The sequence below is a fragment of the Nitratireductor thuwali genome, from assembly GCF_036621415.1.
In the GTDB taxonomy this organism is placed as follows: Bacteria; Pseudomonadota; Alphaproteobacteria; order Rhizobiales; family Rhizobiaceae; genus Chelativorans; species Chelativorans thuwali.
Map to the genome: position 1 here is coordinate 1,251,612 of NZ_CP030941.1, position 12,316 is coordinate 1,263,927.

Sequence of the window (12,316 nt, forward strand, 5' to 3'; positions counted from 1 at the left end):
CCTCCGTCCCCTGGCGAAGGTAGCTCGGCTACCGCTTTCGTCTACTTTCAGCTATTTGTCGTCGGTCTTGCGCGCGCCCTTGCCCAGATCCCTGCGTGCCCGCTTGTCCTTGTCGAGCTTTTCGAAGCTCTCCACCAGATCGTCGGGTTTCGATTTCGAATCGGGCGTTGCGTGACGCTGGTTGCGGACGGAAAGCTGGTCGTCGCCCTGTAGCCGGTTCTTTCCCATCCTTTCCTGGGCGAGATCGGTCTCGCGGACCTCTTTGGCGGTGTCGGCTTTGCGCTTGGCTGTCATGGGAAACTCCTTTTGGAACGAACGAGGAGACGGGCCAAAGCGTTCCATGGCGCGGGCGCCTCGTGGCGTCCGGTCAGCAAGGCGGAGGATCGACGAAGGGCGGGCGCTCCACCGCGCGGCACAGATAGACCTCGCGCTCGGGATGCTCTTCGATGGCGAACCCGGCGCTGCGCAGCATCGCCTCGACGCCGGCCTGATTGGGGAAGAACCAGTTGGTTGGATCGCCCGCGAACCGCTTCTCCACGAAGGACAGCCGCGGGAAATCGGGGCGCTCGAACAAATCCCACTCGGAGAAGGGATAGTCGTCCTCAACCGGCGCAGCGCCTTCGGGGCCGCGCTGCAGCGACTGGAACAGCATGAGATCGTCCGCCACGTGCTCCCGGATCATGTCCAGCGCGAGCAGAGGATGGCGCAAATGGTAGAGCACGCCCATGAAGATGACGAGGTCGAAACGCTTGCCGAGCCGGGCGATGTCGTAGACCGACATCTCGTGCAGATCCAGATCCACGCCCGCATGGCGGGCGGCGAATTCGGCCTGGCGCAGATAATGCGGGTCGCTGTCTATCGCCACGACATGTCCGGCGTTCCGGCGCTTCATCTCAATGGCGTAGAATCCGGCGTTGCAGCCGATATCGAGCACCGAGCGCCCCTTGAGATCGATGGGAAGCACGTGGGAAAACCGCGCCCATTTGAAGGCGGGATAGTCGCCGAGGAAATGGTCCGGCGCGGTGGGAACGCCGGCGATCCGCATATTCTGGAACCAGGGACCGAGTTCTTCGATCTGCTGGCGAATATCCTTTCGGCCGTCACGGTGATGGCTGATGTTCATATCCGTTATACGTCCCTTCGGCGTCTTTCTCCCGGATCTTTCCCCTGTCTGGATTCTCCGGCGAAAGGGCGGCGAACCAGTCGATCGTGCTCGCCAGGCCCTTGCTCAGCGGCACCAGCGGCTCCCAGTCGAGCAGCGCCTTGGCGCGGGCAATGTCCGGCCGCCGCCGCTGGGGGTCGTCCTCGGGAAGCGGCAGGAAATCGATGTCCTTGGCGCCTGGAACAAGGTCCAGAACCCGCCTCGCCAGCTCGATGACCGGGAGTTCCTCCGGGTTCCCAAGATTGACCGGAGCGCCCGGATTGGGGCTGACCCGCATGAGCGCGATCAGCCCTGCGACCATATCGGAAACGTAGCAGAAGGAGCGCGTCTGCCTGCCCGAGCCGTAAACGGTCAATGGCCGCCCCTGCAATGCCTGGAAGATGAGATTGGAGACGATGCGGCCGTCGTCCTGCTGCATTCTCGGTCCGTAGGTGTTGAAAATCCGCGCGACCCGCGCGTCGACGCGTTCCTGCCGCAGATGGTCGAAGCACAGCGTCTCGGCCGCCCGCTTGCCTTCATCGTAGCAGGCCCGCGGCCCGGTGCAGTTCACGCTGCCGCGATAGGTTTCGGGCTGCGGATGGACCTCGGGATCGCCATAGATCTCGCTGGTCGAGGCCTGGAGGAACGCTGCCCGGTGCTGCTCCGCCAAGGCAAGGAGATTGGCCGTGCCCACGACGTTGGTGAGCAGCGTGTGGGAAGGGTCGGCCTGGTACCGGGGCGGCGAAGCCGCGCATGCCAGATTGTAGACCTCGTCGATCTCGTCCCCGATCGTCAGCGTCGACGTGATGTCGTGCTCGATGAAGCGGAAGCCGGGATGGTTTTCGAGCGCGCGCACATTGTCGAAGCTGCCGGTCAGGAGACTGTCGACGCAGATGATATCCGTCCCCTCCGCCAGCAGCGCATCGCACAGATGCGAGCCGACGAAGCCCGCGCCGCCTGCCACCAATGCCTTTCGGCGTCCGTCCTGCCGTTCCTTCTTGAACATGGCGACCTCTATTCGACCAGTGTGAGCGCGGCGCGGGTCGGCCGCAGAGTGCGAAGCGCAGCGACCAGTTCACGCGCACGGGCCTGGCCGGTGTGCGACGTGAGCACGCGTTGGCGCGCCGACCGCGCAATCGCCAGTCTCTCGGCCTCGCCGAGTTCGGTCAGCATGCGCACGACATCGTCGCTCGTATCGGCCACGGCGATTGCCTCGCCCTCGGGGAAAAACTCGTCCAGCCCTCGCCACCGATCGCTGATGACCGGCGTACCGCAAGCGGCTGCTTCGAAGAGACGAACGCTGGGCGACCACCCGGCCGCCACCATGTCGGCCCGTGTCACATTGAGGGTGAAGCGCTGCCGGTTGTAGAAGGAGATGTGGTCGCGCGGCGGCAGATGCGCGATGTGCTCCACATTCTCCGGCCAGCCGACCCCTTCGGGATAGCCCGAGCCGGCAACGACGAACCGCTGGCCGGGAAGCCGTCGGGCCGGCTCGAACAGGAGCCGCTCCAGCACCGGCTGGCGATCCTCGCTGTAGGTCCCGAGATATCCAAGGTCCCACCTCACGTCCTCATGGGTCACGAAATAGCGCGTCTCATCGACGGAACAGTGGAGGGGATGCGCCACGCGTGCGCCGAAACGCTCCATGAGGCCGGTCAGGACCTCGCCCCCGGAGAAGGAGAAATAGCTGTCGAAGAGCGGCACCTGCCGGCGGGCGATGTACTCCTCGTCGCCCCGGTCCAGGCGCGCCATCGTGACCGGCGTGTCGATGTCGTAAAAGCAGAAGCGCTGCGGCCGCATCGCCGCCACCCGGTCGATGACCGCGACGCCATCAGGAACGTACGAGCCGACGATGACGGCGTCGGCGCCGCGGATGGCGGGCCGGTAGAGTTCGAGATCGGCCACGTCGTCGTAGAACTCCAGCGAGCAGAAATCCGGCGCATCCAAATCGCGATTCTCGGCGTACCAGGGAACGTCGCGTTCGAGAAACAAGGTCCGGTGCCCCTGTTCGCGCAGGCCGCGCAGAAGGGCGCGGAAGGTGGTGGCATGACCGTTGCCCCAGGACGACGAGAGGGACAGGCCGATGACGACAAGGCTCATTGGCGTATTCATTCGGCGGCCTCCATGCGGCGGCGCTTCAGATGCCCACGCACCAATTCGTCGAACTGAACGGCGCGGCGGGAATAGGTATGTTCCCGCAGGACCCTGGCGCGCGCGCGCTCCCCGATGACACGCGCCTTTGCCGGATCGAGGTGGCGCAGATGCTCGACAACGTCCTTGCCGTCCCGCGCCACCAGCACCTCCACATCTTCGCGCAGGAAGAGATCGAGTCCCGCCCACTGGTCGGTTATCAGGCAAGCGCCGGCGCCGGCGGCCTCGAAGACCCGGGTGGCTGGCGAGAACCCGTTCGCGGCCATGCTGTCGCGGCTGACATTGAGGACGGCGGTGGCCGAAGCATTGAACGCGTTGTGATCGCGCGTGCCGACATGGCCGGCGCGGCTGACATTTTCAGGCATGGGCTTGTCGTCCCAGCCGGAGCCGCCGAGAAGGAACCTTTTGTCCGGCATTTCGGCCGCGGGTCGGAAGAAGAAGTCGTCGACGCGCGTCTCCCGATCCGGCAAGCGGTTGGCCAGAAGGGAAAGGTCGGCCGCAAAGCGCGGATCGGCAGCCACCGGATGATGGGTCGAAGGGTCGAGCGCATTGTAGATCGGAACGCAGTCCTTCACGCCGAAACCGCGGTAGCTGTAGACGACCGGATCGCCGCCGCCATAGGTCAGCACCAGCGCCGTTTCCGCCAGATGCCGATGCAGCGGAAGATCACGATCGGCCGCCAGCCCGGCAAGAGTGGCGGGCGCGTCGACGTCCCAGAAAATCGTCAGCGCCGCGGGATGGGCCGCCTGCAGGAGGAGGCCGAACAGCGCGTCGTCCTCATAGCCGACGCCGCTCGCCTTGACGACGATATCGGCATCCGCCGCCTTGCTTGTCACGGCGCGCAGATCTTCCATGTTCGGCTGGTACACGACGACGTCGCACCATTCGGGCGGATCGATGTCGCGGTTTTGCTGTCGACCATAGATATCCGGCTCGTAGAAAGTCGTCCGGTAACCCACCTCCGAAAGAGCCCGGATCATGCCGCGATAGTAGGTGGCCGCACCATTCCAGCACGACGACAGGAGGCTCGATCCATAGAAAGCGATCCTCATTCGGCTGCCTCCACGGCGGGAAGCGACGATCTCGCCCGCGCCGTCCCAAGTCTACGCAGGGTCGCGAGCAATTCGTCGACGCGGTGGGCGCAGGTGTGTCGGGCCTTGACGGTTTGGAGGCCGGATCGGGCAAGTTCCGCCGCCAATTGCGGGTCCTTGACGACATCCCGGACATGGGCGGACATCTGGCGGCTGTCAGCCGCCACCAGAAAATCCCGGCCCGGGCGGAACAGAGCCTCGCTGTCGGTCCAAGGCGCGCAGACCAGGGGCATGCCGCAAGCCAGCGCCTCGAACACGCGGATCGTCGGGATGCCCGGCAGTGCCGATGCATACGGCCGCCTTGGCACGTGGACCGCCAGCCGGTGACGGGCGAAAGCACGGGGCGCGTCCGCATTGGCGATCCACCCGCCATAGAAGAGCCCGGCTGCGGAAATCTTTTCGAGCGCCTCCGGCGGATAGCGCACGCCATGCACCGTGCCGTCGAGCCGGTGCTCGCGGACAGGATCTAGAAGATAGGCCTGCAATTCCTCGGCCCGCTCGTCGTCTCCCCAATTGCCGATCCATACCACGTCCCGCTCCCGGTCGTATTCGGGCATCGGCCGGAACAGCCTCGTGTCGGCTGCCTCGTGCCATGTGACGACCTGGCTTCCCCATCCGGCCTTGAGATAGCGCTCCCTCACCGCATCCCCGAAGGCGAGGATGCAATCGTAATCCTCCAGGTTCAGCGCGCCGATCTCAGGCGCCGCGGACACGGCGCGGTGATGGGTATCGTGGAACAGCAGCGTGAAGCCGCCTCCCCGGCGCCTGATGTCGCCGATGCGCGCGACCAGCCGCGGGTCCGTCCATTCATGCACCACGACCACATCGGCATCGGCGAGAACTTCCTCATGCGGAAAATCCGTTCCGTAGGACACGGAGACCAATTCGGGGAAATCGGCCTGGAAGCGGGCCAGCGGCGTCAGTCCCTGATCCTTGATGAGATTGTCGCGGCTCCACCCGTCGGCCGGCTCCAGGGCGACCGCCTCATGACCGCGCGCCAGAAGCTCGCGCATCACGCCACGGAGGAAATGGGCATTGCCATGGTTCCAGTCCGAGATCAGCGAGTGGGTGTAGAAGACGAAACGCATCTAGGCCTCCGCGCTCGAATGTTTGGAGAAGACCGGACTGAGGCTTCGGTAGATTTCCACCATCTTTTCCGCCTGCAGATGGGGCGAATAGCGGCGCGAGCTTGCCAGAGCCCGTTCGCCCAGCTCCGAGCGAAGTCCGGGATCCGATATCAGCCGTGTGAGCGCCTCGTGCAGGGACGACCCGTCCCTGGGATCGAAGAACACCGCCGCATCCTGCCACAACTCGCGATAGACCGGGATGTCGGCGAGAGCGAGCGCGGCGCCGGCGCGCGCGCCCTCGAGCGCCGCAAGCCCGAACGGCTCGTAGAGCGACGGCGAGACGACGATGCCCGCGCACTGCATGAAATCGATGACGCGGCTGTGCGGCAACTCGCCAAGCGTCTCCCCCTCATATCCGGCGGCCTCGCCCGAGGGTCCGGTCGCCGAACCTGCAAGGACCAGCGGCCAGTCCAGGCGGGCGGCTACCTCGTTGAAGATCCGCCCGTTCTTGCCTTCGTCCCACCAGCGTCCGGCGGCGAAGGCGAAGGGCTCCTTGTCCCGCCGGTGCAGCACGGAACTGATCCCGTTGTGCACCACCTCCAGGCCCGGCAGAGGACCGTAGCATTTGGTCAGGAGATGCGCGTGCGCTCCGCTTGGCGCGACGATCGCATCCGCCCTGGAAAAGCCTTCGCGGACGCTCTTTTCCTGCCACGCCCATTCTTCGGGAAGCCCGGTACCGCGGACGGTTCTCCACCAGCTCGCGACGCAGGAATGTGACACAGCCACCGTCGGGACCCGGACGTCGAGCCGCGCCGCCTGCGAGGGCACGTTGAGGTGGACGAGATCGATGTCCTGGTCTTCCACCAGCCCGCCAATGGCGGCCGGGATGCCTTCGAGCGCGGCCGCATCATGCGCCATCCAGTCGAGCGGCTGGTCGAGCCACAGAAGCGTACCGAGCCCTTCGGCCTCGACCACCTGTTCCCTCGAAGGCGGGGGGCCCAGCCCGGCGAAATATATGGCAATGTCGTGGTGCACCAGAGCGCGCGCGAGTTCCATCGCATAACGCCAGATACCGCCGACCGCATCCACGGTCATGAGCAGGCGGGGGCGCCGGACGACGTACGGAGCGGTCGACGTGCCCCGGGCGTCCAGGTTCTGGAGTATCGTCATGCAAACAACCTCGTGCTGTCTGGGGCATCGGTGTCCGTGGGTAGACGGTTGGCCTTCAGCCACTGTGCAAGATCCCGCAGCCCGCTCTTCCAGCCGGTGCTGCCGCGCCAGCCGAGAGTCTTCTCCATGAGCCTGGTGTCGGCCACGAAATAAGGCTGATCGCCGGTGCGCCACTCGGCCTGCCGAATATCGGCCCTGATGCCGGTGATCCGCGACATTTCGCGGAGGACCATCTTCAGACTGACGGCGTTGGCCGGCCCCCCGCCGAGGTTGAAGGCCTTGCCGGCCGCCGTGTCGATGCCGTCGAGCACACGGCAATAAGCCTCGACGGCGTCTGCCACGTGGAGAACGTCGCGCACCTGCTTGCCGTCGCCGAAGATGGTGATGGGCTGGCCGTTCAGGATGTTGAGAAGGAAATGGGCGACCCAGCCCTGGTCCTCGGTTCCGAACTGCCGCGGGCCGTATATGCAGCTCATCCGGAGCACCGCCGTGGGGATGCCGAAGGATTTGCCGTAGTCCAGCACATACTGGTCGGCGACGCCTTTCGAGCAGCCATAGGGCGTGCAGAAGTCGAGGGCGGCGCTCTCGCCAATGCCGAACTCGCGTACCTCCTTGGTCGCCGGCGCGTACCGGTCTTCCGACTCGACCAGCTTCACATGGGCAAGATCGCCATAGACCTTGTTGGTGCTGGCAAAAATAACGGGCGCATGCGTGCCGGAGCTGCGCACCGCCTCCAGCACGTTGAGCGTGCCGCGGGCATTGACCTCGAAATCGTCGATGGGATCGGCCAGGCTCGTCGTCACCGCCGTCTGCGCGGCAAGGTGGAAAACCGCCTTCGCGTTGTCGAAGGCCGGGCGGATCGCCTGCAGGTCGCGCACATCGGCGAGGAAGGGATGAACACGCGGCCCGTGCCGCTCCTTGAGCCAGGTGAGATTCTGGTCCACCCCGGCGCGGCCGAGATTGTCGAGGATGACCACATCCTCACCGTCCGACAGCAGCCGGTCGGCCAGATTGGAGCCGATGAAGCCGCTGCCGCCGGTGATGACCACGGGGCGGGCGTTGCCGATGACGGAGGGGGTGGCGAGCGCGGCCAGCTCGCGCACCCGCGCGACGCCTCCGTCGGTCAGGAAGCGCGCAAGCAGCTTGGGGCTGCCGCTGTGGTCCACCGCGCCCAGATGATAGTGCCTTACATCGAACCAGAGGCCTTCCTGCACGGCGACGTCGTGCGGCACGTCGCGCCAGCTGTACCAGTAGGTCCGGTCGGCCGGCACGTCGAGCGCGGCGACGAAGCGCCGTGCCTGCTCGACCTCGTCGTTGCGCCAGGTGGAATATCCGGTCTCCGTGATCCAAAGCTCGGCCTTGGGATTGTAGCGGTCGACGATGCGGCGCATTTCGCCCAGATGCAGGTCCCAGCCGCCCCAGTTCGCCTTTTCGCTGTCCCAGGTGCCGGGAAAACCATGGAAGCCGACCGCGGAGAAGAGCTCCAGGAGACCGCGCTGGCCCATCAGGTCGAGCCAGTAGGGATCGAATGGCGACGGCCCGCCCATTACCGCATGCCAGCCCCGGTGACGGACCCAATAGGCCGCATCGCCCATCATCTCGCAGAAGAGATGGAAATCGACGTCTTCGCGCCAGTCCCAGTCAAGCAGGTTGTTCGGCTCGTTCCAAAGCTCGACATGGGTAAAGTGCTGGCCGTAGCGGGACAGTATGTGGTCCACGAAATCGGCATAGTCGCGCAGCCGCCTGGGCGCGCCGTTGGTCCGGCCCGTCCGCGACAGGGAAGGCGGCGTGTAGTGGATGCAGGGAAGCACATCCAGGCGCCGGGCAAGCTTCGGCAAAAGCCAGTTGAACCATTCGGGACCGCCGGGAGCAAGATATTCGGCCCACGAGATATGCGTGCGCAGCCATGAAGCACCGGAAGCTTCGATTTCCGGGAGAACTGTCTCGGTACGCTCATACTCGCCGGGCCTGAACCACTCGACGAAACCGTACTGCTGATCCTGATTTTTGCGCCGGCCAGCACTCATGCAACCAGCCCCCGCCTTTCCAGTTGAAGCCGCATTTCCGCCCCGCGGTCGATAGCCTCGTTGCGGCGAACCCAGTCGACGAACTCGTCGAGCGTGTTCTCCAGCCGGAAACGCGGCTCATAGCCGATGAGTTCGCGCGCTTTGGAGATATCGGCGAAGCAGTGTCGGATATCGCCGGACCGGGCCGAATTTAGGATCTGCGGCTCTATCTCGGGCGTGCCCATCGCCTCGGCCAGCAGTTCGGCGACCTGGCGGATCGTATAGGATGAGCCGCTGCCGACATTGAGGACCTGCCCATCGCAATCCGGCTGCTCCAGCGCCAGCCGGAACGCGCGCGCCACATCACGGACATGAACGAAGTCGCGCCGCTGGTCGCCATCCTCGAAGATCGTCGGAGCCTGCCCGTTGGCAAGCCGCGAGGCGAAATTGGCGAGCACGCCAGTATAGGGATTGGACAGGGCCTGTCCGGGCCCGAAAACGTTGAAAAGACGAAGCGCCGCGGCCTGCCGCCGGTAGGCCTGGGCGAAGATCAGCACCGCGCGTTCCTGCGCATATTTGGTCAGCGCGTAGATCGATGCCAGGTCGACCGGCTTCTCTTCGTCGGTGGGCACGGGGACGAGGGGCAGCCCCTCCGATGTCCGGGGGTTCCAGTCGCCGGCCTCGCGCCCCCTGCCGGACCGGGGAGCGGCAGGCGTACCGTCTTCAGTCACGTAGCGGCCCTCGCCGTAGACGCTCATCGAGGAGGCGACCACGATGCGCTCCACCGGCAGGTCGATCATCGTTTCGAGCAGCACCGCAGTGCCAAGGTCGTTGGCTCCCACATATCGGGCGATCTCGTACATCGATTGTCCGACGCCGACTTCGGCCGCCAGATGCACGACCTGATCAACGCCCTCCAGCGCTGCACGCAGGGCATCGGCATCGCGTATGTCGGCGAACAGGAACTCGGCACGGCTGTCGAAGTCCTCCTTGCCCGCGCCATGCACTTGCTCGACAAGGCCGTCGAGCACACGGACGGAATAGCCGTGATCGAGCAGTTCGGTCGTCAGATGGCGGCCGATAAAGCCGCAACCTCCGGTAATCAGGACGTTCTTGGTCACGATCCCTCCTGAGAAGTTGGCGTTCTCGCATAACTATGAGAGGATAAGATTGTTCCAGCCAAAGATGATGATGCCGCTGATGAAGGAGCGCCGCCGCTGCCCGAGGCATCACGCCTGAGGGCTGGTGTGCTACGGATCGGCATAGCCCTTTGCCCGCAGTTCCAGCCGGTGCTCACGAGGATCCCGGCCGAACAGCAGGGCACCCTCCCGCCGCGAGTGCGCAGGGACATAATCGATGGTCGCCCGGCTGGTCTCGATCCGCGCGCCTTCCTGCTCCATCACGCCTTCGACCTCGACGGCCGCAGCTGTCTCGTCGCCGCTGTTGACGACGCGAAAGGTGACGCGAAACGAACCGCCCGTCGCTTCGATTTCGGCCGGCACGACCTGGAGTACCGCCCCGCTGCTGGTGGAGGTCAGGCCGCTGAAAAGGACGAAGCCGACGACGGCCAGTATGAAAACGGCCGAGACGCCGCCGATGATCCACTCCAGAAGGTGCGGCCGACGCGCCTTCCGGCTTTCCTGTTGCTTGCGGTTGTTGCCTTGCTGCCGCGAGGAGGTGTTTTTGCTTTTCTGCTGCTTTTGCACCATGGGGCCTCAGAGGATCAGTCTTGCCGCGGCCGCGCCGATCGCGGCGGGAAAGCCCAGAACGATTGCAGCCATCGCGACCTGCATCAATGCCGCGCCGTCCGTTCGTCCGAACGTCCAGAGCACGTAGAGGCTGATCAGAAGGGCAATCGCGTAACCTGTCACGGTGAAGCGCAGAAAGGCGCTCCATAAGGGCGTGTCCGCGGGGAGCGAGGGCTCGGTGCCCCTGAATTCCAGCGCATACACGAACATGTGCATCAGCACGATCGACAGGACCATGAGCATCAACGCGTGCCATTGCGTCATGTGATAGGAAATCAGCACCATCTCCTCGGTCGGCGCCACGTTCAGGCTGAGAAACAGCGCCCCCACGGCCATGATGAACAGCTCGCTGGCATAGTTTACCTGCTCCGTCTCCTGGGCAGGTTCCATTTCGCTCCCGCCGAGCTGACTTCGGCCGAGCACCGCTCCAATGCTTGCCGGCACCGCCTGAAGCGCCACTTTCCCGACGATCTCATCCACCGGCATCCGATAGGTGATGATCCCAAAGGTGGCGAGCACCACGAGACTGACGAGAATGCCGATACCATAGGCGATGGCCATATCGCGCAGATCGTCATACCAGCTCGACGTGGGCTCGAAGCCGGAGTGGTGGGACAGCAGCACCAGCAGCGGCATGTTCATCACGAGAAGCAGCGCGAGGCGGAAACGGTCCATGTAGAAGCCTAGCCACCACATCTCCATCGTCATCAGCATCGGCAGGCCGAATACCAGGGCGCCGCCGAAGCCACGCCCCAGCCCCAGGAGGATCTTGCGCCGCCCCGCCAGGTCTGCCTGCCTTTCCTGCGATGCCGCATCGCGGCTTGCCGTCTCCTGCGTCATGGCGCGGGAACGCACGGTGAATATCTATGGTTCCTGTTCCGCGATCCGCAGCGTCCTCGCCGGCCACTCGACTGGCTCCCGGATGCCGGCCTGCCCGGCAAATCTGGAACATCGCGCCCCCCAATTGGTTTTGTTTCACAGGGCCTCAAACCGCATGAGGCGATGGACCAGGAGGATTACATGACGAAATGCTTCAGGACGGGCTCAATCGCGCTCACCTCGGTGTTCGCGCTCGCGGTGGCCGGCCATGCCCAGGAGACCACCACGGAAACGCAGACGGCACAGCAGACGGCCGAGTCCTCCCAGTGCATGCAGGAGGTCAGGTCCCTTGCTGAAAGGATAAACGAAGAGGGCTCGTGGCTGGCCGGATATCCTGGCCCCGCAGGCACCGGCGGATTTGGCACCAGGTACCCCTATGGGACGATGGGCGGCACCGCTACTACGACGACCGGCACGGGAGCGGCGACACCACCTCCGGGGACGGCAGCGGGGCCCTGGGCGGGCGCGAACTGGAGGCAGAACCCGAATTTCGAGATGGCGACGCTTTTCAGAGCGGCGAACGTCCTTGCCTCCCACGGCAACGAAGAAGCCTGCCTGGCCGTGGCGGCGGCGGCCGAGCAGCGCTACGACGAGCTGTCCAGTCAGTTCAGGGAACTTGGCGTCCAGCCCGAAGAAGTCACCAACTGGCGCGAGGCCGAACTGGCTTCCGCAGTGCCGGTGACGGAAGTCGGCTATCCGCGCAGGATCGATGACGTGATCGGGACCGACGTGCGCAATGCACGGGACGAGGACCTTGGCGAGGTCGAAGACGTGGTGCTGAATCCGCAATCCGGCGAAATCGACTATGTCGTCGTGTCGACCGGCGGCTTCTTCGGCATCGGCGGCCAGGACGTTGCGGTTCCGTGGGAGCATCTGCGGGTGACGCAGAGAATGGCTACCTTCGTTCTGCCGGTCGATGAGTCGGTGATGGAGCAGGCGCCCCGGATATCCGACGACCAAGCGTCTGCAACGCAGGGCGCGGGCAGCGCCGACCGCCAGAACATCGACACCTTCTGGCAGGACCAGTTGAGCCAGCAGCCCGCCGACTAGAGGCCTCTCGACA

The 12,316-nt window shown here is 64.9% G+C and carries 12 protein-coding genes; 1 reads left to right on the top strand and 11 read right to left on the bottom strand.

The window, feature by feature from the left end:
* Nucleotides 1–51: 51 nt before the first annotated feature.
* From NTH_RS05925 to NTH_RS05975, 11 genes are all read right to left on the bottom strand, one after another.
* On the bottom strand, nt 52–294 hold the full coding sequence (locus NTH_RS05925; protein ID WP_338529161.1) for a hypothetical protein: 243 nt from the start codon (nt 292–294) through the stop codon (nt 52–54).
* Nucleotides 295–367: 73 nt separating this feature from the next.
* On the bottom strand, nt 368–1,123 hold the full coding sequence (locus NTH_RS05930) for a TIGR04290 family methyltransferase (protein WP_338529162.1): 756 nt from the start codon (nt 1,121–1,123) through the stop codon (nt 368–370).
* Nucleotides 1,101–2,147 (bottom strand): UDP-glucuronic acid decarboxylase family protein, encoded by a 1,047-nt coding sequence (locus tag NTH_RS05935; RefSeq protein ID WP_338529163.1) that lies wholly within the window; start codon nt 2,145–2,147, stop codon nt 1,101–1,103. Before NTH_RS05935 ends, NTH_RS05930 begins: the two co-directional genes overlap by 23 nt.
* 8 nt (nt 2,148–2,155) lie before the next feature.
* Nucleotides 2,156–3,253: a CgeB family protein gene (locus NTH_RS05940; protein WP_338529164.1), complete on the bottom strand. Its 1,098-nt coding sequence runs from the start codon at nt 3,251–3,253 to the stop codon at nt 2,156–2,158.
* Nucleotides 3,250–4,344, bottom strand: a complete 1,095-nt coding sequence (locus tag NTH_RS05945; protein ID WP_338529165.1) for a CgeB family protein — start codon at nt 4,342–4,344, stop codon at nt 3,250–3,252. Before NTH_RS05945 ends, NTH_RS05940 begins: the two co-directional genes overlap by 4 nt.
* Complete coding sequence (locus tag NTH_RS05950) at nt 4,341–5,471, bottom strand: CgeB family protein (protein WP_338529166.1); 1,131 nt, start codon at nt 5,469–5,471, stop codon at nt 4,341–4,343. The genes NTH_RS05945 and NTH_RS05950 overlap by 4 nt, the downstream gene beginning before the upstream one ends.
* Nucleotides 5,472–6,620, bottom strand: a complete 1,149-nt coding sequence (locus tag NTH_RS05955; protein WP_338529167.1) for a glycosyltransferase family 4 protein — start codon at nt 6,618–6,620, stop codon at nt 5,472–5,474.
* Nucleotides 6,617–8,647, bottom strand: a complete 2,031-nt coding sequence (locus NTH_RS05960; RefSeq protein WP_338529168.1) for an NAD-dependent epimerase/dehydratase family protein — start codon at nt 8,645–8,647, stop codon at nt 6,617–6,619. Before NTH_RS05960 ends, NTH_RS05955 begins: the two co-directional genes overlap by 4 nt.
* Entirely contained in the window at nt 8,644–9,747 is a 1,104-nt protein-coding gene (locus NTH_RS05965; protein ID WP_338529169.1) for an NAD-dependent epimerase/dehydratase family protein, read from the bottom strand. Before NTH_RS05965 ends, NTH_RS05960 begins: the two co-directional genes overlap by 4 nt.
* Nucleotides 9,748–9,876: 129 nt before the next feature.
* Entirely contained in the window at nt 9,877–10,335 is a 459-nt protein-coding gene (locus tag NTH_RS05970) for a TIGR02588 family protein (protein WP_338529170.1), read from the bottom strand.
* Between the two features lie 6 nt (nt 10,336–10,341).
* The gene (locus NTH_RS05975) at nt 10,342–11,214 is read right to left on the bottom strand and encodes a TIGR02587 family membrane protein (RefSeq protein ID WP_422392426.1); all 873 of its coding nucleotides are present in this window, start codon (nt 11,212–11,214) and stop codon (nt 10,342–10,344) included.
* Between the two features lie 180 nt (nt 11,215–11,394).
* On the opposite strand from NTH_RS05975, the gene NTH_RS05980 reads away from it, so the two are divergent.
* Nucleotides 11,395–12,303, top strand: a complete 909-nt coding sequence (locus NTH_RS05980) for a PRC-barrel domain-containing protein (protein WP_338529172.1) — start codon at nt 11,395–11,397, stop codon at nt 12,301–12,303.
* The last annotated feature ends 13 nt before the right edge of the window (nt 12,304–12,316 follow it).

What these genes read in the sequence shown, in the direction of transcription:
- NTH_RS05925 (WP_338529161.1), bottom strand. Translation starts at nt 294, where the DNA reads ATGACAGCCAAGCGCAAAGCCGACACCGCCAAAGAGGTCCGCGAGACC.
- NTH_RS05930 (WP_338529162.1), bottom strand. Translation starts at nt 1,123, where the DNA reads ATGAACATCAGCCATCACCGTGACGGCCGAAAGGATATTCGCCAGCAG.
- NTH_RS05935 (WP_338529163.1), bottom strand. Translation starts at nt 2,147, where the DNA reads ATGTTCAAGAAGGAACGGCAGGACGGACGCCGAAAGGCATTGGTGGCA.
- NTH_RS05940 (WP_338529164.1), bottom strand. Translation starts at nt 3,253, where the DNA reads ATGAATACGCCAATGAGCCTTGTCGTCATCGGCCTGTCCCTCTCGTCG.
- NTH_RS05945 (WP_338529165.1), bottom strand. Translation starts at nt 4,344, where the DNA reads ATGAGGATCGCTTTCTATGGATCGAGCCTCCTGTCGTCGTGCTGGAAT.
- NTH_RS05950 (WP_338529166.1), bottom strand. Translation starts at nt 5,471, where the DNA reads ATGCGTTTCGTCTTCTACACCCACTCGCTGATCTCGGACTGGAACCAT.
- NTH_RS05955 (WP_338529167.1), bottom strand. Translation starts at nt 6,620, where the DNA reads ATGACGATACTCCAGAACCTGGACGCCCGGGGCACGTCGACCGCTCCG.
- NTH_RS05960 (WP_338529168.1), bottom strand. Translation starts at nt 8,647, where the DNA reads ATGAGTGCTGGCCGGCGCAAAAATCAGGATCAGCAGTACGGTTTCGTC.
- NTH_RS05970 (WP_338529170.1), bottom strand. Translation starts at nt 10,335, where the DNA reads ATGGTGCAAAAGCAGCAGAAAAGCAAAAACACCTCCTCGCGGCAGCAA.
- NTH_RS05975 (WP_422392426.1), bottom strand. Translation starts at nt 11,214, where the DNA reads ATGACGCAGGAGACGGCAAGCCGCGATGCGGCATCGCAGGAAAGGCAG.
- NTH_RS05980 (WP_338529172.1), top strand. Translation starts at nt 11,395, where the DNA reads ATGACGAAATGCTTCAGGACGGGCTCAATCGCGCTCACCTCGGTGTTC.